The organism is Streptomyces tuirus, assembly GCF_014701095.1.
GTDB classification, from domain to species: domain Bacteria; phylum Actinomycetota; class Actinomycetes; order Streptomycetales; family Streptomycetaceae; genus Streptomyces; species Streptomyces tuirus.
Genome location: NZ_AP023439.1, coordinates 270932 through 297566, shown reverse-complemented (window position 1 = coordinate 297566; position 26635 = coordinate 270932). Strand labels below are relative to the sequence as shown.

The following is a 26635-nucleotide window of genomic DNA, read 5'->3' as shown; positions in this document are numbered from 1 at the left end:
CCTAAACTAAGGCAAGCCTAAGTCGGTACGAGGGTCCGGTCTATGAGCTCATAAGGCTACTTTATGGGGAGTCCCCAGTCGTACTTATGGCAGGGACTGCTCCGCCCAGATGACCTTCCCCGTGGGCAGATAGCGCGTCCCCCAGCGTTCCGCGAGCTGCGCGACGAGGAAGAGACCCCGCCCACCCTCGTCCGTCATGGTGGCGTACCGCAGGTGCGGGGAGGTGCTGCTGCTGTCGAACACCTCGCAGATCAGGTTGCGGTCCCGCAGCACCCGTACGCGTATGGGGCCGCCACCGTACCGGAGCGCGTTGGTGACCAGCTCGCTCAGGATGAGCTCCGTGCTGAACGTCAGCTCCTCCAGGCCCCACTCGGCCAGCTGCCGGCTGGCCGCCGCCCGGACCTCGCCCACGGCCGCCGGGTCGGCGGGCACCGGCCACTCGGCGACCTGGTCGGCGGCCAGCGCCCGGGTACGCGCGACGATCAGCGCGATGTCGTCGCTGGAACGGGCCGTGAGCTGTGAGTCGAGCACGACCCGGCAGGTGTCCTCCGGCGACTCGTCGGCCCGGCCCAGCGCCTCGCGCAGCATCTCCAGGCCGACGTCGATGTCCCGCTCCCGGTCCTCGACCAGCCCGTCCGTGTAGAGGACCAGCCGGCTGCCCTCCGCCAGCTCCAGCTCCGCCGTCTCGAACGGCAGACCGCCGAGCCCCAGCGGGGGACCGGCGGGCACGTCGGGGAACTCCACCGTGCCGTCCGGGTGGATCAGCGCCGGCGGGGGGTGCCCGGCCCGCGCGACGGTGCAGCGCCGGGAGACCGGGTCGTAGACGGCGTACAGACAGGTCGCCCCGGTGACCGGGGCGCTGCCCTCGTCCTCCGTCTCGTCCTGGTCGATGCGGCCGACCAACTCGTCCAGCAGGGCGATCAGTTCCTCGGGCGGCAGGTCGAGGGCGGAGAAGTTGTGCACCGCCGTCCGCAGCCGCCCCATGGTGGCCGCGGCGTGCAGCCCGTGACCGACGACGTCCCCGACCACGAGCGCGACCCTGGCCCCCGACAGCGGCAGCACGTCGAACCAGTCGCCGCCCACCCCCGCCTGCGCGGGCAGATAGCGGTAGGCGATCTCCAGGGCGCCCTGCTCGGGCAGGTTGCGGGGGAGCAGGCTGCGCTGGAGGGTCACCGCCATGCTGTGCTCACGGGTGTAGCGGCGGGCGTTGTCGATGGAGACGGCGGCCCGCGCGACCAGCTCCTCGGCCAGGGCCAGCTCGTCCGTGTCGAAGGGCTCCGGCTTCTCACAGCGCCAGAAGCTGACCACGCCGAGCACCAGGGCGCCGGCCCGCAGCGGCACGGTGATCAGCGAGTGGATGCCGTACGAGACGATCTGCGCGGAGCGTTCCAGGTCCTGGGCCTGCCAGCCCGGGGCCTCGCTCAGCCGGGGCGCCAGGACCGGTCCGCCCGTGGCGAGGCTGCGCCCCTGCGGGGAGGAGTCGACGAACCTGATCCGCTCGCCGACCGGGTAGAGCGGCGCGTCCTTGCCGACCCCGCTCATCGCCGTGCGGCTCAGCGCCGCCGCCGCGGTCGGCTGCCCGCCGCCCAGCACCGCGTCGAACAGGTCCACGGTGACGAAGTCGGCGAACCGGGGCACGGCCAGCTCGGTGAGTTCCTCGGCCGTGCGGGTCACGTCCAGGCTGGTGCCGATGCCCACTCCGGCGTCGTAGAGCATGTTGAGCCGCTCGCGCGCGGTCTCGGCCCGCCCGGACAGGGCCCGCAGTTCCGTGGAGTCGCGCAGGGTGGCGACGCTGCCGGGCGGGACGCCCGCACGGTCCGTGGTCCGCTGGTTGACGGCCAGGAGCCGGTCCCCGACCGGATGCACCTCGTCCGTGGCGACGCGTCCGGAGGCCAGCAGGCCGGCGATGCCCGGGTCGAGACCGAGGCTGAGGACATGCCGGCCCTCGGCGTCGGAAGGCAGTCCCAGCAGGCGGTGTGCCTCGTCGTTGGCGAGCAGCAGCGTGCCCTCGTCGTCGACGATGAGCACGCCCTCGCGGACGGCGTGCAGCACGGCGTCGTGATGTTCGTACATCCGGGTCATCTCGTGCGGCCCGAGACCGTGGGTCTGGCGCAGCAGCCGCCGGCTCACCAGCGCGGCACCCGCCGTCGCCAGGGCGAGCGCCACCGCGGCGGCCGCCAGCACGAGGGGCAGCTGACGGTCGGCGGTGCCGCCGACGTTCTCCGTCGTGATCCCCGCCGAGACCAGCCCCACGACCCGGCCGTCCGGGTCCTTCACCGGCACCACGGCCTGGACGAGATGGCCGATCGTGCCCTCGATCTCCTCGGTGAACGACTTCCCGGCCAGTGCCGGGGCGATCGTCCCGACGAACTTCTTGCCGATCCGGTCCGGCTCGGGGTGGGTGTAACGGATCCCTTCGGTGTTCATCACGACGATGAAGTCGACCTTGGACGTCTCGCGGGCGGCCTCGGCGCGCGGCTGGAGCACGGCGGTGGGATCGGGGCTCTGCAACGCCTCAAGAGTGCCCGGCGCGTTCGCGAAGGTCTCCGCGACGGCGAGCGAGCGGTTGCGGGCCTCCTGCGTCGTGTCGTGCCGCACCTGGAGCACCAGCGCCACCACGGCCGACACGACCAGCAGCAGCACGATCACCACGACGAGCAGGAACACCTGTCCGGCGACGCTGCGTCCGCCCAGCACCGACCGCAGCCCCGCCACCGGTCGCCACCGCGACGAGCCCGCCTCCCGCCGCTGCCGTGCGGACGGCGCAGCGCCGGGCCGCAGGGGCGATCGAGTCCCGGATCGACCCAAGAGTCGGACCATGTGCCATGTCTACACTGCCCGGCCCGGGGAGGCGAGGGGCATCACCCGTGGTGGCAGGGGGTCCTCACCGTTTCGTCACGTCTGCGTGCGTGCACGGGCTCGGTGCCCACCAATAAGGGGACGACAGAAGGGTGCGGCAGGCTCAGACACCCAGTGAGCGCGCCAGCTCGGTCGTGGCCCGGGCGATCTCGCGGTCCTCGTCCGCCATCAGCCGGCCGAGTTCGTCGCGCCGGGCCCGCACCGCCTGGCGCGCCGCACGCTCCCACACCACCGGATTCTCCCGGTGGTTGAGCAGCTTCGGATAGACGGCCGCGGTGCTCTCCCACTGCCGGGCGTCGGCGATGTTCTTGAGCAGCCGGATGATCTGGGCCCGGCAGGTCACCTGCGGCAGCTTCGCCAGCTCCCACAGGAACGGAACCGTGGCCGCGGTCGCCTGTTCGACGACGAAACCGAACTGGCAGATCCGTTTCCGCAGGTCGTCGAGGGCGGAGCGGGCGGTGGCGGCATCACCCCGGGCGATGCCGTCGAGCAGGTGGGGAATGGCCGCCGCCGAGCCGGTGGAGTCCTGGATGTCGTCCCACGGCACGCGGTCCAGTGCCGTGAGCGGCGTCTTCCGGGCCACCCCGGTCGGGGCGTCGGGGCGCTGGGGGCGCTCGCTGCTCGGGTGTTCCGTCGAAGCGCTGCGCATGGCAAGGGGCCTTTCCGCGGCAGTCGGGTCAGTTGGGTGGACAGGGTGTGGCCGGCTGGGTCGACAATCTGGCCCAGACCGTCTTGCCCGCAGGGGGAGTAGGGGCCCAGCCCCACTCCTCGGACAGGGCGTCGACGATGCAGAGCCCCCGGCCGTGCTCGTCCAGCGAAGTGCCGGTCGGCGTGTACACGGGCGGGTGGTCGTCGGCGTCGGCGACGGTGAGCAGCAGATGGGTGGGGGCCAGGAGGAATCCGAGCCGGATCTCCGGCACCCCCGGGTGTCTTCGCGCCGCGTGCGTGGCGGCGTTGGCGGCGAGCTCGGTGATGACGAGCGTCGCGTCGTCGCAGCGGTGGTCGAGGGACCAGCCGCGCAGGGTCTCGCGGGTGAAGGACCGGGCTCGTGCGAACCCCTCCCGGCTGCACTCGACACGCAGGGCGGCCGAGGCGGACAGGGCACCCGAGAGCTGCGCCAGTGTCGTCGGCACCGAGGACGGGCTCCCGTACGACGGAGTCGTGTACGGGCCGGCCGGCGAGGTCTGGCCCGCTGTGGGAGCGCCTGCGTGTACCGCAGCCCCACTCGGCGGCCGGAGCACGTGCTGCGCAGGTGATGACACGGCATCTCCCCGATGCGACGTCAGGACGCGGCGTCAGCCCGGGGGTTGACGCCGCAGCTATTATCCACGCTGAAGGCGCTCGCGTGCAATTGCACGGGAAATTGCGTGAGAATCAAGCCGTTGTGGGTACGCAAGCCGGGACGAGTGCGGTCGAAGGGACGCGGCCGCGCTCGGACGAGTGGCCGGCACACCGTGTGCGGCGGGGAACGAGAACAGCAAGGAGACTGCGGTGCCACCAGTGCGGAACGGAGTGCAGGCAAGCTCGTTGGAGGCCTGCTGGATGAAGAGCCGGCACAGCAACGCCGAGGGCAACTGCGTCGAAGTCGCCCCCCTCGTCGACGGCGGGATCGCGATGCGCAACTCCCGCGACCCCGACGGGCCCGCCCTCGTCTACACGTCGGCGGAGGTCGCGGCCTTCCTGGCCGGAGCGAAGGACGGCGAGTTCGACCACCTGCTGTGAGGGAGCGGTGACGGCCCGCCCGCGGCGCGACGCCCTCAGGACGAAGCGGAGCCCAACTCCCTATTTCTGCGGGGGCGCTGCGGGCGGATGCGTGAAGGCCCGGTGAAGTGCGATAGTGTAAGTCGTCCTTGTGCCGGTCTGCTGGGAGTCAGGATGTCCGCCGCGTCGCATCGCATCTCCCGCCTGGAACCCTACCTGGACAGGTCCGAGCCTGCGCCGACTCTGCTGAAGATGCTGGTCGGTGTGCAGCTCGCCGGCTTCCGCGAGGACGCCCGGCTCGCCCAGGACCAGGCGGCGCGCGCTGTCGGGTTCAGTGCCGCGAAGTTGTCCCGCATCGAGTCGGGCAAGGGCCGCCGCCCGCCGACGGAGAGCGACGTCCGGGCGCTGCTGGAGCTGTACGGCACCGACGACTATGAAGCCTCCGTGCTGCTCAAGCTGCTGCAGCGGGCCGGGGAGCCGGGCTGGTGGCAGCGGTACGACAAGCGGCTGATGCCCGAGTGGTTCGACCGGCTGGTCGGACTGCAGGAGGCCGCGGCCACCATCCGTACCTTTGAAATCCAGTATGTGCCCGGCCTGTTGCAGACGCCCGCCTACACCCGGGCGGTGGTGGAGCGCGGCCTGCCCAACGCACCCTCCGCCGAGGTGGAGCGGCGCGTCGAACTGCGCAGGCACCGCACCCGGTTGGTCTCGCGGGCCGACGCCCCGCAGCTGTGGGCGATCATCGACGAGTCCGTGCTGCTGCGCGTCCTCGGCAGTACCGAGGTGATGCGGGAGCAGCTCGCGCACCTCGTCGAGATGGCCGAGCGTTCCAATGTGACGCTGCAGATCGTGCCGTTGAGCGTCACCAACGCCTCGGCACCGGCCATTCCGGTCACCTATCTGCGCTTCGGCGGCCTCGATCTTCCCGATGTGGTCTACCTGGAGCACATCAGGAGCGCGAACTTCCTCGAGGACCGCGACGAGACCGAGGAGTACCGGATCGCGCTGGACCGGCTCGCGGACGAGGCCCTCAAGCCCCGTGACTCGATGGAGCTGCTGCGGCAGACGATGGAGCAGCGCTACCCGTGACGCACGGATGCCTCGCACGGGACGAAGGCCGTCCCCGTGCGAGGCATCCGCGTGGTCACTTCTCCAGCGGGATCCGTCCGACGCCGCCGAACTCGATCCACTCGTGGGTGAGCTGACGGGGCGCCACGTCGGTGTCCGGGCGCCAGGTGGACACCTCGACCAGCCCCGGCTCCAGGATCTCCAGGCCGTCGAAGTACGCTTCCACGTCCTTCGGTTCGCGCACCCGGCCCCAGTTGCCGTGGGTCGCCTGGTCCATGAAGTCCGTGACGAAGGCGCGGACCTCTGGGTCCTCGCTGACCAGCTGGCACATCACCATGAAGCTGCCCGGCGCCAGCCGTTCCCGCACGCGGCGGGCCACCGCGAGCGGTCCGTCCGTGTCGCTGTCCGGGATGCAGTGGAAGACCGAGTTGAACAGCACGCACGCCGGCTCGGAGAAGTCGATCAGCCGCTTGGTGTCGGCGTGCCCGAAGATCTGGTCGGTCTCGCGCAGGTCCGCGTGGATGACCGTCGTCCGCTTGTCCTGCTCCAGCAGCGCACGGCCGTGGACCAGCACCATCGGGTCGTTGTCCACGTAGACCACGTGGGTAGTGGGGTCGATGCGCTGGGCGACCTGGTGCACGTTGTCCTGCGTCGGCAGGCCGGATCCGTGGTCCAGGTACTGCCGGATGCCGTACTCCTCGGAGAGGGTCTTCACGACCCGCTGGAGGAAGCGCCGGTTGTTCAGGGCGAGGCGGCGCGTGCTGGGCACGACCTTGTCGAGTTCCTCGCACGCGGCGCGGTCGGCCGCGTAGTTGTCCTTGCCGCCAAGGTAGTGGTCGTACATGCGCGCTGCCGTCGGCACGTTCGCGTCGATCTCGGTGGACAGCTGTTTCTCGGAGTGCATAGTTCCCCCTGCAAGGGTGCCGCGCCAACGGACTGGCTGGACAGGAAGTACATCCTAAGGAGCGGGAGTTGGGCGGTGCCAGCCCAGTGGCGAAGGTGCCCACGATCGAACGACAAGATGATTGCCGGTGGGGACCGCCTGCGTACCTTATGTGACCATTCATGAAGCTTGCGTCACCGGCATCGGGACGGGTGCCCGCAGACGACGGATACTCCGGCCATGGTGCAGCCCGAGGCGGTCGGGAGCGGCGCGTGGCGAGCCGCACCTGCGCCCCTCGTCACCATGTGAGCCGTTAATCTGGAAATACGAGAATTGATCGGAAGTCGAGGGAATGTCCGCAACCGCTATTCTCACGGCTCCGGCCGCTTTCCCAGGAGAAACTCATGGGCGACTATTACGATCTCGGCACCTACAGCCGTCCCGTCACCACGTCCTCCGCCGAGGCTCAACTCTGGTTCGATCGCGGCCTGATGTGGACGTACGCCTTCCATCATGAGGAGGCGGTCGCCTGCTTCGAAAAGGCGGCCGAGGCGGATCCCGAGTGCGCGATGGCCTATTGGGGCATTGCCTACGCGCTCGGCCCGAACTACAACAAGCCCTGGGAATTCTTCGACGGCGAGGAACTGGTGGAAACCGTCGAGCGCACGCACGCCGCCGTCGAACGAGCCCATGAGAAGGCCGCCCGCTCCACCCCGCTCGAGAAGGCCCTCATCGGCGCACTGCGGGCCCGCTACCCGCAGTCGCAGGCCGTCGAGGACTGCTCGGTGTGGAACGAGCCCTACGCGGACGCGATGCGCGTCGTCTACGAACTGGCGCCCGGCGACCCGGACATCGCCACCCTCCACGCCGACGCCGCGATGAACCTCACCCCCTGGCAGCTGTGGAATCTCAAGACCGGGCAGCCGGCCGACGGCGCCCGCACCACCGAGGCCAGGGCTGTGCTGGAACGCGCCCTCGCCACCGAGGCCGGCGTCTGCCATCCGGGGATCCTGCACCTCTACATCCACCTGATGGAGATGTCCCCGACGCCGGAGCAGGCCCTCACCGTCGCCGACCGCCTGCGCCGCCTCGTGCCCGACGCCGGGCACCTGCTGCACATGCCCTCACACCTGGACGTACTGTGCGGCGACTACCGCCAGGTGGTCTCGGCCAACAGCGACGCGATCGCCGCAGACGAGAAGTACCACCGGCGGTCCGGCGCGATGAACTTCTACACCCTGTACCGGGCGCACAACCTCCACTTCAAGATCTACGGCGCCATGTTCCTCGGCCAGGCACAGGTCGCCCTCGACACCGCCGCCCAGTTGGAAGCCGCCATCCCCGAGGACCTGCTCCGTGTCCAGAGCCCCCCGATGGCCGACTGGCTGGAGGCCTTCCTGGCCATGCGCGTCCACGTCCTGATCCGCTTCGGCCGCTGGGCCGAGATCCTCGAACTGCCCGCCCCCGCCGACCCGGAGCTCTACGCGACGACCGTCGCCATGCGGCACTACGCCCGGGGTGTCGCCCTCTCCGCGACCGGCGAGGTCGACCGGGCGGAGGCCGAACGCGAGCTGTTCCGCGCGGCGGTGGGCCGGGTGCCCGCGACGCGGATGCTGTTCAACAACACCTGCGAGGACATCCTCGCCATCGCCTCCGCCATGCTGGACGGCGAACTCGAATACCGCAGGGGCCGACACGACCTCGCCTTCGCCGCCCTGGAACGCGCCATCGAGCTGGACGACAACCTGCCCTACGACGAGCCCTGGGGCTGGATGCAGCCCACCCGTCACGCCTACGGCGCACTGCTGCTGGAACAGGGCCGCGTGGCGGAGGCGGAGGCCGTCTACCGTGCCGACCTCGGCCTCGACGACACCCTGCCCCGCCCGCTCCAGCACCCGAACAACGTATGGGCCCTGCACGGCTTCCACGAGTGCCTGCTCCGGACCGGCAAGACCGGCGAGGCGGCCCTGGTGGCCCACCAGCTCAGGCTCGCGACCGCGCTGGCCGACGTGCCGATCCACGCGTCCTGCTACTGCCGCCTGGACACCACGCCCGGCCCGCAGGCGGCCGACGCGTGCTGCCACTGACCTCAGCGGATCACGGCCGGTACAGGCCCGCCCCCTCCAGCGCCCCGGCCATGGCCGCCCACAGGTTTGAGCTGCCCTTTCACGGTCACTCGTGTGGTGATCCCGTAGTCGGACACGACTTGGAGTGAACGAACCGTGGCTGGAGAGCAGAAGGGCAAGGCCAAGGCCGAGCAGGTCAAGGGCAAGGCCAAGGAGGCAATCGGCCGTGCGGTGGGCAATGAGCGCCTGACGGCCGAGGGCCGGGCCGAGCAGTCGAAGGGCGACGCCCGGCAGGCCAAGGAGAAGACCAAGGACGTCTTCAAGCACTGACGTCACGTGGCGGTGCCGCGTCCCGTGGCGGGACGCGGCACACCACCATGGGTGTCGGCTGGTCGCCGAGCGGGCTGCACGCCCGCACGTCGGCGCGGTGCAGTTGTCACGCCCACCGGCTTCGGCTGCCGGTTCCCAGGTCGCCCGAATTCTTGACGTGTGGATGGCCGTCCTGAAACAGCTGCCACGCCGGTGACACACGAAAGCGCGGGGCCCGCACGCCCCGCGCTCTCGTCTTCCCGGGGTCAGACCGCCGGGGCCGGGTACGTCGGGTACTCCACGCCGGAGACGTGCTGCACGACGCGGATGACCTGGCACGAGTAGCCGAACTCGTTGTCGTACCACAGGTAGAGGATCGCGTTGTCGCCGTCGACCTTGGTGGCGCCGGCGTCGACGATCGACGCGTGGCGCGAGCCGATGAAGTCGCTGGAGACCGCGTCGGGAGCCGTGGTGAAGTCGATCTGACGCTTGAGCGGCGAGGTCAGGGAGACGTCACGGAGGTGGTCGAGGACCTCCTCGCGGGTGGTCTCGCGGCCGAGCCGCAGGCTGAGGATCGCGATCGAGACGTCCGGGACCGGCACACGGATCGAGCTGCCGGTGATCGGCGCCTTGAGGTCGGGCAGCGCCTTGGCGACGGCGGAGGCGGCGCCGGTCTCGGTGATGACCATGTTGAGCGGCGCGGACCGGCCGCGGCGGTCGGCCTTGTGGTAGTTGTCCAGCAGGTTCTGGTCGTTGGTGAACGAGTGAACCGTCTCGACGTGGCCGCGCTGGACCCCGAACTCGTCGTCCATCGCCTTCAGCGGCGGCACGATCGCGTTCGTGGTGCAGGACGCGCAGGACAGGATCTGCTCGTCGGGCTTGATCGTGTCGTGGTTGACGCCGTGCACGATGTTGGGGACGTCACCCTTGCCGGGCGCGGTCAGCACGACCTTGTCGATACCGGGGCGCAGGTGCTGGGACAGGCCCTCGCGGTCGCGCCACTTGCCGGTGTTGTCGATGAGGATGGCGTCCTTGATGCCGTACGCCGTGTAGTCGACCTCGGACGGGTCGTTGGCGTAGATCACCTTGATGGCGTTGCCGTTGGCGACGATCGTGCTGTTCGCCTCGTCGACGGTGATCGTGCCCTGGAACTGGCCGTGGATCGAGTCGCGGCGCAGCAGCGAGGCGCGCTTGACGATGTCCTGCTCGCCACCCCCGCGCACGACGATGGCCCGCAGCCGCAGACCGTTGCCCGAGCCGGACTTCTCGATGAGCAGACGGGCCACGAGCCGGCCGATGCGGCCGAAGCCGTAGAGGACGACGTCCCGGCCCTCGCGGCGCTCGATCTTGTTGGCGCCCGTGGCACCGGCGACGGCCTCGGCGGTGAACTCGGCGACCGACAGGCCCCGGTCGTCGGCCTGGTAGGCCTCGGCGAGCAGGCCGATGTCGATCTGGGAGGGGCCGAGGTCGAGCGTGGTGAGGGCCTGCAGGAACGGCAGGGTGTCGGTGACCGACAGCTCCACGCCGGCGATCTGCCGGGCGAAACGGTGGGTCTTGAGGATGCTCACCACCGACTTGTTCACCAGGGAGCGGCTGTGCAGCAGGACCGTCACGTCCTGCTCGCGGTGCAGCTTCCCGATGATCGGGATCATCGACTCCGCGATCTCCTCGCGGATCTTCCAGTTGGTGAACGAGTCGTCGTTGACAGTCACGAGTCCATCTTTCGAGCTAGGCGGCGCTCATATGTTAAACCGTCGATTTTTCGATCTTGAAGGGGGTCCCTCAGGCCCCCGTGCCGCGGATGCTCGCCGCGCCCCTGAGGGCGGGGCTTGAGACGATCGAAGGCGGATCTTCCGTGCGAAAGGGGTGCCCATGGACTACGACTCCGTCGCCGACGAGCTGTACGCCCTGCGCCCGGAGGAGTTCACCGCCGCCCGGGCTTCCGCCATGGCCTCCGCGCGCACCGCCGGCAACCGGGAACTCGCCGAGCGGATCCGTGCGTTGCGCAAACCCAGCCTCGCCGCCTGGGTCAGCAACCTCCTGGTCCGCAGCAGCCCCGAGGAGGTCGAGCCGCTGCTGCGCCTGGGGGAGGGGCTGCGGCAGGCCCACCAGGACCTGGACGGCGCACAGCTGCGTGAGCTGAGCCGTCGCCGGCAGGCGCTCGTCCGCGCCCTGTCCCTCCAGGCCCGGCAGCTCGCCAAGGAGGCCGGCCATCCGATCGGCGAGAGCGTGCAGCGCGAGGTCGAGAACACCCTGCACGCCGTCCTGGCCGACCCCGAGGCCGCCCGGGCCTGGGCGGGCGGCCGCCTGGCCAAGCCGCTCAGCGCGGCCGTCGGCTTCCCCGCCGGCGCCGAGGGCGCCCGGCCGCAGCGCCCCGCACCCGCACCCGCCCCCTCCCGCCCCGACAAGAAGGCGAGCGAGCAGCAACGACGCAAGCTCGCCCGGGCCCGGGAGGACGCCGAAACCGCCGAACGGCAGCTACGGGAGCTCCAGGAGGAGGCGGCCGGCGCGGGCCAGGAGGCGGCGGAGGCGAAGCAGCGGGTGAACGGCCTGCAGCGACGCGTGGAGGAGCTCACCGGCGAACTGGAACAGGCCAGGGGTGAGCACCAGCAGGCCCGGTTCGCCGAACGGGCGGCCCGGGAGCGGGCCCGCGAGGCCGGCCGCAAGGCCGCGACGGCCGCCGCCCGGCTCGAACAACTGACCTCGCCCTCGTCGGACGTATGACCGGCTGACCGACACGGCGGTGCGCGACCCCCTGGCGCCTGCCCGGAGCGCCATCATGGCGACTGTGACTGAGCTCACAGCGTGGAGGTAAGCCGCCCCACAAAGCCTCCACGCAGGACACCAAAATTGAACCGTTCGTTTTCTTGAACCACTCGTGTTTGTGTGGCTAGGTTGGACGCATGACCGCATCCGGGAACCCGACCCCAGCCGAGGAGTTGCGCGGTGCCGGCCTCAGGGTGACGGCCGCCCGCGTCGCGCTGCTCGAGGCCGTGCGGGACGGTGACCACCTCGGCGCCGAGGCGATCGCCTCCGAGGTGCGCGGCCGTGTGGGCCACATCTCCGTCCAGGCCGTCTACGAGGGGCTTCACGCACTCACCGCGGCGGGCCTCATACGCCGCCTCGACCCACCCGGCAGCCCGGCCCTCTACGAGGGGCGCGTCGGCGACAACCACCACCACCTCGTGTGCCGGTCGTGCGGAGCCGTCGCCGACGTCGACTGCGCGGTCGGTCACGCCCCCTGCCTGACCGCCTCCGACGACCGCGGCTTCGCCGTCGACGAGGCCGAGGTCATCTACTGGGGCCTGTGCCCCGCCTGCTCCACCGCCCGCAGCAACTGAGCACGTGATCCCCCCGAGCGTTCCCGAGCAGTTCTGATCCACCCGAGCGTTCCCGAGCACGTGATCCACCCGAGCACCGTGATCCACCCCGTCCGGAAGGAATTCCATGACTGAGAACCACGACGCGATCGTCACCGACCCCAAGTCGGAGGAGGCCGGAGGTGGTTGCCCCGTGGCGCACGACCGCGCCCTGCACCCGACCCAGGGCGGCGGCAACCGCCAGTGGTGGCCCGAGCGGCTCAACCTGAAGATCCTCGCGAAGAACCCCGAGGTGGCCAACCCGCTCGGTGGGGACTTCGACTACGCCGCGGCGTTCCAGGCCCTCGACCTCGCGGCCGTGAAGCGCGACATCGCCGAGGTGCTCACCACCTCGCAGGACTGGTGGCCGGCCGACTTCGGCAACTACGGCCCGCTGATGGTCCGTATGGCCTGGCACAGCGCGGGCACCTACCGCATCAGCGACGGCCGCGGCGGCGCCGGCGCGGGTCAGCAGCGCTTCGCCCCGCTCAACAGCTGGCCCGACAACGGCAACCTCGACAAGGCCCGCCGTCTGCTGTGGCCCGTGAAGAAGAAGTACGGCCAGAGCATCTCCTGGGCCGACCTCATGGTCCTCACCGGCAACGTCGCCCTGGAGCAGATGGGCTTCGAGACCTTCGGCTTCGCCGGCGGCCGCCAGGACGTCTGGGAGCCCGAGGAGGACGTGTACTGGGGCCCCGAGACCACCTGGCTCGACGACAAGCGCTACACGGGTGACCGCGAGCTGGAGAACCCGCTCGGCGCCGTCCAGATGGGCCTCATCTACGTCAACCCCGAGGGCCCCAACGGCAACCCGGACCCGGTCGCCTCGGCCCGCGACATCCGCGAGACGTTCCGCCGCATGGCGATGAACGACGAGGAGACCGTCGCCCTGATCGCCGGCGGCCACACCTTCGGCAAGACCCACGGCGCCGGCCCGGCCGACAACGTCGGCGCCGACCCCGAGGCCGCCTCCATGGAGGAGCAGGGCCTCGGCTGGCGCAGCACCTACGGCACGGGCAAGGGCGGCGACGCCATCACCTCCGGCCTCGAGGTCACCTGGACCAGCACGCCCACCCAGTGGAGCAACGGCTTCTTCAAGAACCTCTTCGAGTTCGAGTACGAGCTCGAGCAGAGCCCGGCCGGTGCCAACCAGTGGGTCGCGAAGGACGCCCCGGAGATCGTCCCGGACGCGCACGACTCCTCGAAGAAGCACCGTCCGAAGATGCTCACCACGGACCTGGCGCTGCGCTTCGACCCGATCTACGAGCCCATCTCCCGCCGGTTCTACGAGAACCCGCAGGAGTTCGCGGACGCCTTCGCCCGCGCCTGGTTCAAGCTGACCCACCGTGACATGGGCCCGAAGTCGCTGTACCTCGGCCAGGAGGTCCCGGCCGAGACCCTCATCTGGCAGGACCCGCTGCCCGAGGCCGAGGGCGAGACCATCGACGGCGGCGACATCGAGACCCTCAAGACCAAGCTCCTCGAGTCGGGTCTGTCCGTCTCGCAGCTGGTGTCCACCGCGTGGGCCTCGGCGTCCACCTTCCGCGGCAGCGACAAGCGCGGCGGCGCCAACGGCGCCCGTATCCGCCTCGAGCCGCAGCGCGGCTGGGAGGTCAACGAGCCCGACGAGCTGGCGCAGGTCCTGCGGGTGCTGGAGGGAATCCAGCAGGAGTTCAACGCCGGTGCCGGCGCCAAGAAGGTCTCCCTGGCCGACCTGATCGTCCTCGGCGGCACCGCCGCCGTCGAGAAGGCCGCCAAGGAAGCCGGCTTCCAGGTGGAGGTCCCCTTCACCGCGGGCCGCGTGGACGCCACGGAGGAGCACACCGACGCCGAGTCCTTCGAGGCGCTCGAGCCGACCGCCGACGGGTTCCGCAACTACCACGGCAAGGGCAACCGCCTGCCGGCCGAGTTCCTGCTCCTGGACCGCGCGAACCTGCTCACCCTGAGCGCCCCCGAGATGACCGTCCTGGTCGGTGGCCTGCGGGTGCTGGGCGCCAACTACCAGCAGTCCCAGCTCGGCGCCTTCACCAAGACGCCCGGCTCGCTGACGAACGACTTCTTCGTCAACCTGCTCGACCTGGGCGTCACATGGAAGTCGACGTCCGAGGACCAGACCACGTTCGAGGGCCGCGACGCCGCCACGGGCGAGGTCAAGTGGGCCGGCTCCCGCGCCGACCTGGTCTTCGGCTCGAACTCCGAGCTGCGCGCCCTCGCCGAGGTCTACGCGAGCGACGACGCGAAAGAGAAGTTCGTGCACGACTTCGTCGCGGCGTGGGTCAAGGTCATGAACCTGGACCGGTTCGACCTGGTCTGATCACCCCCGCATGACAGGACGCCCGGGCCGCCAGGCCCGGGCGTTCGCGTCGGCCGCCCGAGGTGCCGGTTGCCTGAGGACCGTCAAAGACCGGTCAAGCTCGCTGCTGCGTGAGCGGATTGAAGCGGGCCGCGGCCATCAGGTACCACGCGGTCGCCCCGGTGTGCCGGTACGGGTAGTAGCCGAAGCCGAACCCCGTGTCCAGCGGACTGCTCGCGGACACCACCCCGGCGCGCGCGGGCAGTTCCCTGCCCCCGACGGTCTGAGCGCCGCCCAGACGGTCCTGGGCCTGTTCGATCGAGGCCAGCAGCCGCCGTCCGCGTGCCTCGTCACCGCGGCCCCCGCGGTCACGCAGGGCGAGCGCGAGATGCGCCGTCCCCTCGAACCACACGCCATTGCGGTCGGGCTTGGGCTGGCCGTCGGCGATCGGCGCGTCCTCGTTCGCCAGCAGGCTCGCCGAGCTGAACGTGACGCCCTCGTACGACTGCCCCGCGGGCACCGTGCTGTTGGGGCGCCCGGAGTGATCCAGGACGGCCAGCTCCGCCACGGCCCAGTCCAGGGACCGGGAGTGGCGGCGTGAGTCCAGCGCGAGATGCGTCCAGGTCTGCGTGTCCTCCGGGATCGGGGACTTGTTGACCGTCACACCGTCGTTCGTGCCGGTGTAGAAGAAGCCCCCGGACGGCTCCCACATCCGCTGCACGAACGTCTCCGCCCGGGCCTGCCGCTCCCGCCACACCCGGTCGCCGGTGAGCAGGGCGAGCCGCCCGAAGAGGCAGACCAGATCGGTGTTGTGCTCGGTCGAGGTGAAGGGCAGCCTCTGGTTCGCCCCGTCGACCCCGAACTTGTAGCCGCCGAGAGGCTCGTCGGTCCGGCCCGTCCGCTCGATCCACTCGCCGATCCGGACAGCACCGGTGAGGAAGCGGCGCGCTCCGGTGCGGCGGGCGAGGGCGCTCAACGCGATGCCCGCCCAGGCCATGTCGCCCACGGCCGTGCCGGTGAAGCCGAACTGCGTCCCCACGTTGGCCGTGCCGTCCGCCCGTACGAGACCGTCGGGCTGAAGAGAGCCGTCGTAGAAGGTGTAGGGCCCCGTGTTGTAGGCCTGCCGGAGTCTGCCGTCGTCGTGGGCCGGGTCGTGGGCCTGGGCGTAGAGCAGGGCGTCGCCCAGGGCCTTGGCCCGGGTCAGGCCGGCCGGGCTCCGGGCAGCGAGGTGGGCGAGGATCGCGAGGGCGTTGTCGTAGGTGAACGCCGTGCTGAAGAGACCGGCCTGGTCGGTGTAGCTCTGGGTCAGGCGGATGCGGCCGTGGTGGGGGTAGGCGTCCATGGCGGCGGCGAGGAAGGCGTGCCCCCGGGCCGGGCCCGATGAGTCACGCGCACCGGCGGAGCCGGCCGCGAGGGCCTGGCCCGTGCCCGCGGCGGTCAGCCCCGCGGCACTGATGCCGAGTCCGGCACCGATGAGCGAACGCCGGCTGAGGGCCGGGCCTTGTCTGCCAGTCATGGATCTCCCTTGAGAGCGCTCTCAATCAGTGGCCGCTCATTGTGCTGGCGCTCAAGGGCGGGGTCAACGCCCCGGTCAAAAGGGAGAGTTGTCAGGGATGGTGAACAGGGAGTGGATCACTCGCAGACGATCTCGTCACGCGGCGTGTAGTGCGTGCGGTACGGCTCCCGCTTCACTTCCCGGCCGTCGTCGTAGAACACCCGCTTCACGGTGACGTCGAACCCCTCGAGCGGCGTCTGCGGCACGCACTCCTTGTCGTCGCTCACCTTCTTCTCCGGCTTCGTCACGTTCGCGCGCGGGCCCGTGACCGACTGGATCTCGTCGTACTTGCGGGTGCCGAGGAAGGAGACGGTGACGGAGGTGTCCGTGGACTCGGCCTGGATGTAGACGGCCTTGCCGGAGTCGTTGGTGAACCGCAGGTCCAGGCTGCCCCAGGCGACCGTCGCCTCGCGGCCCTCCGGGTAGCGCTCGATGTAGAACGAGTGCGCTCCGTGCTCCACGGGCTTGACCCCGGCGAAGAACAGCGCGTTGTACAGGGCCGTCGCCACGGACGAGACGCCACCGCCGGACGCCTTCTGGAACTTGTCGTCGAGGATGATGATGCCGTCCATGAAGCCGTTGGCCTCGGTGCGCTCACCGACGGTCCGGTTGAAGCTCCAGGTCTCGCCCGGATCGACCACGGAGCCGTTGATGAGTTCCACGGCCCGGCCGATGTTCTTCGTGCGGTACTCGGCCGGTTCGAAGTTGACGGTGAAGGAGGACATCTTCTCCGTCAGCCCCAGCTGTGCGGCGTTCTCGCGGGTCACCTCCGGCTGGGTCCGGCGCACCTCCACCTCGCCGCTGCGGTCGGCGCCCGACTCGGTGAGCAGCGGCAGCACCGCCTTGCCGAGCGCCTTGTCGCTGACCGACTGGCCCACCGTGGCGTCCTCGGTGACCACGGCCTTGTCGCCCTCCGGCCGCCGCTTGGCGTTCTGGGCGGTCCTGGTGATGTCGTCGAGCGGGCCGGCCACGGCGGCTTCGGTGCGCAGGCCCTTCGCGTCGAGCTCCGGTCTCAGTGCGCCGCTGCCGTCCGGCCGCATGGTCAGATGCTCGCCCAGTGCCTCCTGGCCGACGGTGAACCGCTTGCCCGCGGCGGTGAGCGTGACGGGGCCCGACATGGCCGGGTCCGCGAAGCCGCGCACCGCCTGGCGCACGTCGTCGGCGGTGACCTTCGGCCGGGTCTCGCGGGCGGGAAGGGGAGTGGCCGTGCCGGTGTGGCCGCGTAGGAAGGAGTCGCGCAGGGGCCCGACGGCGGCGTTCACGTCCAGCGCGTACCCCGTGCGCGGTTGCTCGGCCCTCACGTGTCCGTCGTCGAACGCGACGGCGCCCTCCCTGACCTTCTGGTCGAGCCCTTTCGCCAGCTCTCCCAGGGCCGCCCGGGCCTTCCCCTCGTCGACGTCGACGACGGGTTCGAGGGCGCCGCCCGAGCGGAAGAGCCCGCCGAACACGCTGAGGGGATCGGCGCCGGTGCGCGCCGCCCGGTCGACGGTCTCCTGGACGTCGTAGGAGAGGCCCGCGCGCTCCGGATCGATGCTGCCGGTGCGGTCGCCGACCTTCACCGGCAGCTCCCGGGCGCCGGCCGCCCCGAGCTCCCGTTCCAGTTTCCGCACCGCCTCCGCGCGGCTGAGCCCGCCGATCTCCACCCCGCGCACGGTCGTACCGGAGTCGATGTGGCCGCCCGTGAGGACCAGCCCGGCGAGATACAGACCGCCCACCCCCACGGCCAGCGCGCCGCCGGCCAGGGCGAGGGACGGGAGGGAGGTGATGTGTGGGACGGAGGCTGTACGGGGGCGCATGGGTCTCCTGAAGATCGATACGAGGGTGCACCCGTGACGCGACGCTGCTGCGGGCAAACACATCCAGCTATCCACACATCGGGGCCAAACCGGTATGGCCCAGACCACTTATGCCCGAGATCATTCCGGAATCGGCGGAACCGGCCCTCTCCCCAGGTCGGCCACAGAGTGGTAACGACGAACAACGAAAGGGGCGTTGACGAGGTCTAGTCCACCATGAAGATCTCTTTCCTGATTCACAACGCCTACGGAATCGGAGGCACGATCACCACCACGTTCAACCTCGCCGGAGCCCTGGCCGAGCGGCACGACGTGGAGGTCGTCTCCGCCTTGAGGCACCGCGAGCACCCCAACCTCGTGCTCGATCCGCGGGTGCGGCTGCGGGCCCTGGTGGATCTGCGCAAAGAGGCGGATCATCCGCTGCACCAGAGACCGGCGAAGGTGTTCCCGCCCGCCGAGTACCGCCACCACCAGTACAGCGAGCTGACCGACCAGCGCATCGGAGAGTGCCTCGCGGCGCTCGACACCGACGTCGTCATCGGCACCCGCCCGGGCCTCAACGTGCACATCGCCCGCCAGGCCCCGCAGCATGTGCTGCGCGTCGGCCAGGAGCACCTCACGCTCGACAACCACTCGCCGCGGCTGCGCACGGCCCTGCGCCGCGCCTACCGCCGCCTCGACGTGATCACCACCGTCACGGAGGCGGACGCCGCCGCCTACCGGCGCAAGATGTGGCTGCCCGGCGTCCATGTGGAGGCCCTCCCCAACAGCGTTCCCGACCCCGCCCTGCCGCCCGCCGACAGCACCGCCAAAGTGGTGATCGCCGCGGGCCGCCTGGTCCCGGTCAAGCGCTACGACCTCCTCATCGAGGCGTTCGCCCCGGTCGCCGCCGCGCACCCGGACTGGCAGCTGCGCATCTACGGCAAGGGCGAGGAGCAGCCCAGGCTGCGGGAGCTCATCGAGCGGCTCGGGCTGTGGAACAACGTGTTCCTGATGGGGGCCGCCACCCCCATGGAGGCCGAATGGGCCAAGGGCTCGATCGGCGCCGCCGCGTCCAACTTCGAACCCTTCGGCATGACCATCGTCGAGGCGATGCGCTGCGGGCTCCCGGTGGTCAGCACCGACTGCCCCTACGGCCCCGGCGAGATCATCCAGGACGGTACCGACGGCCGGCTCGTACCGGTCGGGGACCGTGACGCGCTCGCCGCCGCACTGCTGGAGCTCGTCGGCGACGACGAGCGCCGCCGCCGTATGAGCCGGGCCGCCCTGGACAACGCGTGCCGCTTCGCCCCCGGACCCGTGGTCGCCCAGGCCGAACGTCTCCTGGAGACGGCCGCCGCGGCCAGGGGCGCCGGCCGGGGCGCCGCCCCGCAGGGCCACGGCACCGGGAGCGCCCTGGCCGGCCGGGGCCACGCCGCCCGCGACGCCGCCCACGCCGCCGCCTCCGGCGTACTGCGCGCGATACGAAAGGGACGCCGATGAGCAAGCCGGAGAACGAGATGACCAGCACACACGAGCTCACGACGGCCGAAACGCCGGAGGGGCCGGCCGAAGTATCGGAAGGGCTGGCCGGAACGCCGCAGAGGCCGGGCGGAGCACGGGAGGGGCTGGCCGGAACGCCGCAGGGTCTGGCCCGAATGCCGCAAGGCGTGGCCGGAACGCCGCAGGGGCCGGGCGGAGCACCGGAAGGGCTGGCCGGAACGCCGCAGGGCCCGGCCGGGATGCCGCAAGGCGTAGCCGGAACGCCGGAGGGTTTGAGCGGAACACCGGAAGGCGTGGCCGAGGCGCCGCAGGGGCCGGCCGGAGCACCGGAAGGGCTGGCCGGAGCGCCGCAGGGGCCGGGCGGGGCACCGGAAGGCGTGGCCGAGACGCCGCAGGGCCCGGCCGGGATGCCGCAAGGCGTAGCCGGAACGCCGGAGGGTTTGAGCGGAACACCGGAAGCCGTGGCCGAGGCGCCGCAGGAGCCGGACGGCGCACCGGAAGGCCTGGCCGATGCGCCGGGAGGCGTGGTGGTGAACCCGCGGAGTGACGCCCGCGATACCCACCCGCGTGCCCACTGCGCGATCGACGCGGACGGCCGGATCACCTTCCGCCTTCCGCCGGCCGCCACCCCGCACCCCCAGCTGCTCCTGCGCCTGCGCCCCAAGAAGGGCCGCCCAGAGACGACCCTGCACCTCCTCGACCTGGAGCCCGACCGCGCCGACGGCCACCTGCACGCCGTCCTGGAACCGCTCCCGGCCCTCGACGAGGGCCGCTGGGACGTGTACCTGCTGCCGGAACCCGGAGCCGAACGACGGCGGCTGCGCCCCGGCCTGCGGGACCTGCGCACCCTCGTCGACGGCCACCTGCGCGACCGTCCCTCGCCGGTCGCGGTCAGGATCCCGTACGTCACCAAGGACGGTTTCCTCGCCCTGCGGACATGGCGGCGCACCGCCCACGCCGAGGCCCGCGCCATCGGGATCGAGGACCGGGCCCTGACGGTCACGGCCCGCCTGCACGGAGCCGAGCTCCACGAGGACGCCACCGTGCGGCTGCGCCTGCGAGGCACCGACACCGTGCGAACCCTCCGCCCCCGGGCCGACGACGACGGCAAGGGGTTCTCCTTCACGGCCGGCCCCGGGGACCTGACGGCGGACGGCGGAGGAGCGGGCCGGATCTGGGACCTCTTCGTGTGTCCCACCGCCGGGGCGACGCCGATCAGGGTCGCCCGGCTGCTCGACGACGTGGCGGACCGCAAGCACGTCCACGTCTACCCGGCGGTCGAGGCGGACGGATCCGCTTTCCGCCCGTACTACACCGTCGACAACGACCTCGCGATAGAAGTGAGGTAAGACCGATCCACCGAAATGCCCGAAATGAAATTCCGGCAGTTTCGGATGGTCGTCTCGGTGGTACGCCGCGACAGCGATGTGTGGGTTTTGTGTAAAGCGACGGCATAATCGGCCACGGGCTCGTTCTCAACAGCCGCAAATCGGGAGGGGACTTGCGGCCATAACCAAACTCAAGTACCTAGATGAATCATGAACCTGTTCAACCGCGTTGTGCCGTCCCGCCGGCAGGCACCCCTCCCCCCGCAGCGCCCCAACGGCGCACCGGCGCCCCACAGCGCCGTGCTGCCGAACCCCAACCTGGCCAAACTGTCCGGTGAATGGGTCATCGACCCCGCGCACAGCAGGATCGGCTTCTCCGTCCGGCACGCCATGGTGACCACCGTGCGCGGTTGTTTCCTGGAGTACGAAACCCGCCTCTACTTCGACGGGTACGACCCCACACGGTCACGGGCCGACATCACTCTGTTCACCGCCAGCGTGGACACCGGAGTGGAACAACGCGACGCGCACTTGGTCGGTCGTGACTTCCTGGACGCCGCGACCTATCCGCGTATGCGCTTCACCAGTACGGCGGTGGAGCAGACGGGCGCCGACCTGTTCAGCATGTCGGGCGAGTTGACCATCAAAGGCGTCTCCCGCCCCGTGGTACTCGACATGACCTACATCGGAAATGTCACCGACCCCTTCGGCTACGACCGGGTCGGCTTCGACGGCACCACCACCATCAACCGCTCGGACTGGGGCCTGACGTACAACAGCAGGCTGGCCGAGGGCGGGGCGATGGTCAGCGAGAAGGTGCGCCTGCAGCTCGACATCGCCGCCATCCGCGCGGCGCCGTCGGGCGGCTGACCGCCCGAGGGCGCTTCACGGCCCGGCGCCGGGCCCGGCCACGACCCTGAACGTGGCCGGGCCGAGCGTGAGCGTCCCGTCGCACAGTGGCGTGCACCGCACACCGCCCCGGCCGCGCAGGGCCCGCTGGGCACCCGGGCCGATGGTCACGTCCATCCAGGCGCAGGGCCGGGCGGGACGCTTCACGGCGAACTCCACCGGCCCGGCGCCGCAGTCGAGCGAGATCGTCGCCCCGACGAGGGAATCGATGTCGACACCCCGCAGCAGGATGTTCCGGCGGGTGTGCCGCAGGTCGGCGCCGGCCGGGAGGTTCTCCGAGGCCATGATGGTGACCGCCGCGTTCCGGTGGGCCGGCCGGGCGTAGTAGCGGTCGCCGACCAGTCCCAGCCCGCGCCGTACCTCCACCCGGGTGACCCGCTCGTCGGACGGGCCGGGGGAGGGGCCGTCGGACGGCCGTCCGGCGAGCCGGTGCGCGGGTGACACCAGCAGCTGCAGCACCTCCACCTCCTCGGTCATGACGCCCACCCTACGTTCCGGTAACCAGGGGTCGGCCGTCACTTCTCCTGCCGTCGCCCGGACCCGCCGTCCTCCACGGCGGCCCGGCCGTCCGCCTCGCCGGCGGTGAGGTGCTCCAGGACCTCGACCAGCTCCTGGCAGGCACGCTCCACGGACCGCCGCGTGGAGATCTGCTCGGTGATCACGGCGGACAGGATCAGGGCGGTGAGCGCCATCGCCCCGTTGAAGGCCTGCAGCTTCAACATCACCTCGACGCGGCTGAGCCGTTCGAACGGCCCGACCCGGTCGGTCGCCGCCACCGTGGTCATGACCGAGGCGAACAGGGCGCACGTCAGGCTGCCGGCCAGCTGGAACCGCAGAGCCGCCCAGATCAGCAGGGGGTAGACGAGGAACAGCAGACTGACGGAGCTGCGCGCGGCCAGCGGCACGAGAGCGCAGGCGATGATCGCGAGCCCCGCGGCCTCCCTCCAGCGCGACATGGGCAGCGGCAGGCGCACGCGGGCCAGCAGGAGCAGCAGCGGCGTGACGAGGAGCACGCCCATCGCGTCACCGACCCACCAGGCGAGCCACACCGCCCAGAAGCCGGGCCATTCGATCTTGTCCGTGGCGATCAGGATCCCGGCGCCGGTGGTCGAGCTGATCAGCATGGCGGTGAACGCGCCCAGGAACACCAGGGCCAGACCGTCCCGCAGCCGCGTGAGGTCCGTGCGGAAACCGGCCCGGCGCAGCAGCAGGTACCCGACGACGGGCGCGACCGTGTTCCCCGCCAGCACGGCCAGGGCCGAGGGCGTCGGGGTGGTGAGGGACAGGATGACGAAGAAGGCGCCCAGGGCGATCCCGGGCCAGCAGCGCAGCCCGAAGAGCAGCAGGCAGGCGACCGAGACGCCGGTCGGCGGCCAGATGGGAGTGACGACGGCGCCCTCGACGACCAGTTGCCGCAGCAGCCCCAGTTGCGCCGACGCGTAGTAGCAGGCGGCGACGGCCAGCGTCTGCAGAGCGACGACGACCGGCGTACGCAGATCCTGGCTACCCACCACAGCAGCCATGAGACACCGGGGCCGCCCCGTCGGCGACGCGGGCGTGGGCGGCGTGCGGCCCTATGGCTGAGCGTCCGGGCCGTCGAGGCCGACCACCAGGACGGCCGCGTCGTCGTCGTGTCCGACGCGCTCGGCCCCCTTGATCACGGCGGCCGCGAGCGCGTCGACGTCCATGCCCGCCACCGCCGCGATGCCGGCGAGCCGCGTCACCTGGTCGAGGCCCTCCTCCAGCCGCATCGACGGCCCCTCCACGACACCGTCCGTGAGGAGCACGAACATGCTGCCCGTGGTGAGTTCGTAGCGGGTGACCGGGTAGGGCATCCCCGCCTGCACGCCGAGGGGAGGCCCGCCCTCGTCCTCGGTGAGAGCGGACTTCCCGTCGGCCGTGGCCCGGACACAGGGCAGATGCCCGGCGCGGGCGCTCTCCAGTACGCCGGCACAGGGGTCGAGCCGCATGAACGTGCAGGTCGCGAACAGGTCGCAGCCCAGCGACAGCAGCAGGTCGTTGGTCCGGGCCAGCACCTCGCCCGGCTCGCTGGTGACCGAGGCCAGCGCCCGCATCCCGGCGCGCACCTGCCCCATGAAGGCGGCGGCCTCGATGTTGTGGCCCTGGACGTCGCCGATGGACAGGCCGATCCGGCCGTCGCCCAGCGTGAAGGCGTCGTACCAGTCGCCGCCCACGTTGAGCCCGTGGCACGCGGGCGTGTACCGCACGGCCAGGTGCAGCCGGCCGGTGACGGGCAGGTCCCGCGGGAGCATGCCGCGCTGCAGCGCGATCGCCAGTTCGACCCGGGAGCGCTGCATCTCGGCCTGCGCACGGGCCTGAGCCGTCAGGGCCTCGAGCCTGGTCAGCAGCTCGTCGCCGTCGTCCGTCGTGCCGGTGCGGGACATGGATCACTCCGGCGAGGATGGCCACGGAGGTGACGACCCGGGAGGTCAATTCACCCTATTTACGTCCATAGGATGATACTCAGGCGAATGCCTCCGCGACGACTTCACGCCCCTCACGGGCTCTCGCGGGCCGCCGCGGACGCCGTACGCCCCACGGCCGCCAGCACGAACGTCACGCTGATCAGCAACGCCCAGGCCCCGAACTTCGCCACCCCCACCGGCTCCCAGCCGTGCTCCTGATACGGGTAACGCCAGGCCCCGACCAGGGTCGCCAGGTTCTCCGCCACCCACAGGAAGAACCCGATCAGCACGAACGACAGCGCCAGCGGCATCCGCCGGCGCACCCCTCGCACCGTGAACCGCACCGACGTCCCCAGCGTGACGGCCCCGAGCAGCCCGGCCAGCACCCAGCGCGCGTCGGGCAGCCAGTGGTGGCTGAAGAAGTTGACGTATATGGCGGCGGCGACCAGGGCCGTCGCGCGCGGCCGATAGCGCACGATCTCCAGATCGAACAGGTGCCAGGCCCGGCAGACGTAACTGCCCACGGCCGCGTACAGGAACCCGCCGTACAACGGGACGCCGGCGAACTTCAGCACGGCCGGCTCCGGATAGCTCCAGGAACCGAGCGACACCTTCACCAGCTCGAAGGCCAGACCGATGACATGGCAGACCGCGATGACGGCGACGTCCCGCCCGTTCTCCCACCCGCGGGCCCAGAACACCAGCGTGAGCAGCACCCCGTAGACGACCAGCAGGTCGTAGCGCGCCACGGGCAGTTCGGGCAGCAGCGTGGACACGGCCACACCGGACAGCAGGGCGATGGCGAAAGCGCAGGCCCGCGTCTGGGTCCAGGCGAACGCGAGCAGCTGGCGAACGGGTGCCGGCAGGGGGCCGGTGATGCTTGCGGGGATCATGGTGCCCTGTAGGACGGCCCCGTCCGCTCATCGGTTGCAGCGGAACTCCCTGCTCCGAGCCCCGCCCCCGGTGCACTCCCGCGCCCGGGTCACCGCCTCGCGCAACAGCTCCGACAGCCGCTGATCGGCGTCCGGGGCGGCACACAGCACGCCGAGCGCCTGCTCCAGGTGACGGCGCCCCGGCCCGCGCCACCACAGCAGATCGCCGATCCGGGCCGCCGGACCGCCCGGGGACGCGTGGGCGAGCCTCGCCGCCCTCGCGCGGCACGCCCGGCCGTGCCGCGCCGCCCGGCGGGAGGCGGGGCGCGCCAGGCGGGCCGCGTCCACGACCGCGCCGACGAGCAGCGGCGCGTAGTCGCGGCCCGCCGGACGGGCGTCGGCGAGGTCGGCGGCCAGCGGCCACAGGGCGCGCCGGGCGTCGTCACCGACGCTGTCGTTGACCACCCGGGCCAGCGCCGCGAGCGCCGGATGCGTCCCGGCCGGGCTGTCGGTGAAGCGGCCGGAGGACAGCACGGCGGCGGCCTCCATCAGACAGGCGCCGTCGTCCGGGTGCAGATGGGCGAAACGTCCGGGCACCGGCAGGCTGTCCGGGACTCCGGCGGGGGAGCCGACGGACGCCCGGCGGCCGGGAAGAGCGGTCATGGACGGCCTCCGGCTGTGATCACAGACCGGTGACGGCGTGCAGCAGAAGATACAGCGCCGCCGCCGGGATTCCCGCGCCGGGGAACGTGAGGATCCAGGCGGTACCGATCGAACGGGCCACCTGCCAGCGTACGGCGGAGAAGCGCCTGGTGGCACCGGCACCCAGAATGGCCGCGGTGATCGTCTGCGTGGTGGAGATCGGTGCCTTCACCAGGAACGCGGTCGTGTAGAGGACGGCCGCGGCGGCCGTCTCGGCGGCGAACCCGCGCGGCGGGTCGAGGTGCACGATGCGCCGGCCCAGGGTGGTGATGATGCGACGCCCGCCGGTGTACGTGCCGGCCGCCATGGCGAGCGCCACGGCGGCGATCACCCACACCGGCACCGAGAAGCCGTCCTGCCAGCCGGCCGTGACCAGCGCCAGCACGATGACCCCCATGGTCTTCTGCGCGTCCTGCAACCCGTGCCCCAGCCCCATGGCGGCGGCGGAGACGGTCTGCGCCATGCGGAACCGCCGCATGGTGCGCCGGGGCGTCGAACGCCGGAACACCCACAGGATGCCCGTGTGCAGCAGATAGCCGAGCACCACGCCGACCAGCGGGGACAGCAGCATCGGCAGGACGACCTTGTCCAGGATGCCCGACCACTGCACCGTGGCGGACGCGGCGAGCGCGGCGCCCACCAGCCCGCCGATCAGGGCGTGCGAGGACGAGGTGGGCAGCCCCCGCCACCAGGTGAAGACGTTCCACCCGATGGCGCCGAGGAGCGCGCACAGGACGAGCAGCAGCCCCGAGGTCGCCTCGGGCGCCTCGATGATGCCGCTGCCGACGGTCTGGGCGACCCCGGTCCCGAGGAAGGCGCCGCAGAAGTTCATCACCGCGGCCATGGCCAGGGCCACCCGTGGTGTCAGCGCCCTGGTCGAGATCGAGGTGGCGATCGCGTTCGCGGCGTCGTGGAAGCCGTTGGTGAAGTCGAACGTCAGACCCACGATGATGATCAGCACCACGAGGGTGAGCTCCATGCCTGATCACCTTTCGACGCGCGATCGCACGCTTCCATCGTGCGCTCA

At 71.1% G+C, this 26635-nt stretch carries 23 protein-coding genes; 10 read left to right on the top strand and 13 right to left on the bottom strand.

Translation table 11 applies throughout. From position 1 onward, the window contains the following. Positions 1–84 precede the first annotated feature (84 nt). The 3 genes from IGS69_RS01395 to IGS69_RS01385 form a co-directional block, all read right to left on the bottom strand. On the bottom strand, positions 85–2820 hold the full coding sequence (locus IGS69_RS01395; RefSeq protein ID WP_190896136.1) for a SpoIIE family protein phosphatase/ATP-binding protein: 2736 nt from the start codon (positions 2818–2820) through the stop codon (positions 85–87). 142 nt (positions 2821–2962) lie between these two features. Further along, positions 2963–3508: a hypothetical protein gene (locus IGS69_RS01390; RefSeq protein ID WP_190896134.1), complete on the bottom strand. Its 546-nt coding sequence runs from the start codon at positions 3506–3508 to the stop codon at positions 2963–2965. Between the two features lie 28 nt (positions 3509–3536). Continuing rightward, positions 3537–4145 carry an ATP-binding protein gene (locus tag IGS69_RS01385; protein WP_385862564.1) on the bottom strand — a complete coding sequence of 203 codons (609 nt, stop codon included), beginning with the start codon at positions 4143–4145 and terminating at the stop codon, positions 3537–3539. A gap of 205 nt (positions 4146–4350) precedes the next feature. Between IGS69_RS01385 and IGS69_RS01380 the strand changes: the two genes are divergently transcribed. Then, on the top strand, positions 4351–4581 hold the full coding sequence (locus IGS69_RS01380) for a DUF397 domain-containing protein (protein ID WP_190896130.1): 231 nt from the start codon (positions 4351–4353) through the stop codon (positions 4579–4581). 153 nt (positions 4582–4734) lie between these two features. Beyond that, complete coding sequence (locus IGS69_RS01375; protein WP_190896128.1) at positions 4735–5649, top strand: helix-turn-helix domain-containing protein; 915 nt, start codon at positions 4735–4737, stop codon at positions 5647–5649. A 55-nt stretch (positions 5650–5704) separates the two neighbouring features. On the opposite strand, the gene IGS69_RS01370 is transcribed toward IGS69_RS01375, so the two are convergent. Then, positions 5705–6532: an SAM-dependent methyltransferase gene (locus IGS69_RS01370; protein ID WP_190896126.1), complete on the bottom strand. Its 828-nt coding sequence runs from the start codon at positions 6530–6532 to the stop codon at positions 5705–5707. Between the two features lie 383 nt (positions 6533–6915). On the opposite strand from IGS69_RS01370, the gene IGS69_RS01365 reads away from it, so the two are divergent. After that, positions 6916–8598: a tetratricopeptide repeat protein gene (locus tag IGS69_RS01365; protein ID WP_190896124.1), complete on the top strand. Its 1683-nt coding sequence runs from the start codon at positions 6916–6918 to the stop codon at positions 8596–8598. Between the two features lie 135 nt (positions 8599–8733). After that, positions 8734–8907, top strand: coding sequence for a CsbD family protein (locus tag IGS69_RS01360; protein ID WP_190896122.1), 174 nt, complete (start codon positions 8734–8736; stop codon positions 8905–8907). A gap of 245 nt (positions 8908–9152) precedes the next feature. Here the strand turns inward: IGS69_RS01360 and IGS69_RS01355 are convergent, their stop codons facing one another. After that, entirely contained in the window at positions 9153–10598 is a 1446-nt protein-coding gene (locus IGS69_RS01355) for a glyceraldehyde-3-phosphate dehydrogenase (RefSeq protein WP_190896120.1), read from the bottom strand. 160 nt (positions 10599–10758) lie between these two features. Here IGS69_RS01355 and IGS69_RS01350 point away from each other — a divergent pair, with 160 nt between their 5' ends. The 3 genes from IGS69_RS01350 to katG all read left to right on the top strand — a co-directional run bounded on the left by IGS69_RS01350 (position 10759) and on the right by katG (position 14559). Next, positions 10759–11610 carry a hypothetical protein gene (locus IGS69_RS01350; protein ID WP_190896118.1) on the top strand — a complete coding sequence of 284 codons (852 nt, stop codon included), beginning with the start codon at positions 10759–10761 and terminating at the stop codon, positions 11608–11610. Between the two features lie 179 nt (positions 11611–11789). Beyond that, positions 11790–12227: a Fur family transcriptional regulator gene (locus tag IGS69_RS01345; protein WP_190896116.1), complete on the top strand. Its 438-nt coding sequence runs from the start codon at positions 11790–11792 to the stop codon at positions 12225–12227. 106 nt (positions 12228–12333) lie between these two features. After that, complete coding sequence (gene katG, locus IGS69_RS01340; RefSeq protein ID WP_190896114.1) at positions 12334–14559, top strand: catalase/peroxidase HPI; 2226 nt, start codon at positions 12334–12336, stop codon at positions 14557–14559. Positions 14560–14653: 94 nt separating this feature from the next. Here katG and IGS69_RS01335 read toward each other — a convergent pair whose 3' ends face one another. Both IGS69_RS01335 and IGS69_RS01330 read right to left on the bottom strand, forming a co-directional pair. After that, on the bottom strand, positions 14654–16054 hold the full coding sequence (locus tag IGS69_RS01335) for a Tat pathway signal sequence domain protein (protein WP_190896112.1): 1401 nt from the start codon (positions 16052–16054) through the stop codon (positions 14654–14656). A 116-nt stretch (positions 16055–16170) separates the two neighbouring features. Next, a complete protein-coding gene (locus IGS69_RS01330; protein WP_190896110.1) occupies positions 16171–17889 on the bottom strand; it encodes a VanW family protein in 1719 nt (572 codons plus the stop codon). Positions 17890–18105: 216 nt separating this feature from the next. Between IGS69_RS01330 and IGS69_RS01325 the strand changes: the two genes are divergently transcribed. The 3 genes from IGS69_RS01325 (at position 18106) to IGS69_RS01315 (ending at position 21569) form a co-directional block, all read left to right on the top strand. After that, on the top strand, positions 18106–19371 hold the full coding sequence (locus tag IGS69_RS01325) for a glycosyltransferase family 4 protein (protein WP_190896108.1): 1266 nt from the start codon (positions 18106–18108) through the stop codon (positions 19369–19371). 530 nt (positions 19372–19901) lie between these two features. Beyond that, entirely contained in the window at positions 19902–20720 is an 819-nt protein-coding gene (locus IGS69_RS01320; protein WP_190904338.1) for a transferase, read from the top strand. A gap of 189 nt (positions 20721–20909) precedes the next feature. Further along, positions 20910–21569: a YceI family protein gene (locus tag IGS69_RS01315; RefSeq protein ID WP_190896106.1), complete on the top strand. Its 660-nt coding sequence runs from the start codon at positions 20910–20912 to the stop codon at positions 21567–21569. Positions 21570–21584: 15 nt separating this feature from the next. Here IGS69_RS01315 and IGS69_RS01310 read toward each other — a convergent pair whose 3' ends face one another. The 6 genes from IGS69_RS01310 to IGS69_RS01285 form a co-directional block, all read right to left on the bottom strand. Next, the gene (locus IGS69_RS01310) at positions 21585–22085 is read right to left on the bottom strand and encodes a molybdenum cofactor biosysynthesis protein (protein ID WP_190896104.1); all 501 of its coding nucleotides are present in this window, start codon (positions 22083–22085) and stop codon (positions 21585–21587) included. 38 nt (positions 22086–22123) lie between these two features. Continuing rightward, positions 22124–23131 (bottom strand): MASE1 domain-containing protein, encoded by a 1008-nt coding sequence (locus tag IGS69_RS01305; RefSeq protein WP_190896102.1) that lies wholly within the window; start codon positions 23129–23131, stop codon positions 22124–22126. 51 nt (positions 23132–23182) lie between these two features. Further along, entirely contained in the window at positions 23183–24013 is an 831-nt protein-coding gene (locus IGS69_RS01300) for a PP2C family protein-serine/threonine phosphatase (RefSeq protein WP_190896100.1), read from the bottom strand. 113 nt (positions 24014–24126) lie between these two features. Next, positions 24127–24927, bottom strand: a complete 801-nt coding sequence (locus IGS69_RS01295) for a DUF817 domain-containing protein (RefSeq protein ID WP_190896098.1) — start codon at positions 24925–24927, stop codon at positions 24127–24129. A 27-nt stretch (positions 24928–24954) separates the two neighbouring features. Then, entirely contained in the window at positions 24955–25569 is a 615-nt protein-coding gene (locus IGS69_RS01290) for a hypothetical protein (protein WP_190896096.1), read from the bottom strand. 19 nt (positions 25570–25588) lie between these two features. Beyond that, positions 25589–26587 carry an inorganic phosphate transporter gene (locus IGS69_RS01285; protein ID WP_190896094.1) on the bottom strand — a complete coding sequence of 333 codons (999 nt, stop codon included), beginning with the start codon at positions 26585–26587 and terminating at the stop codon, positions 25589–25591. Between the last annotated feature and the right edge of the window lie 48 nt (positions 26588–26635).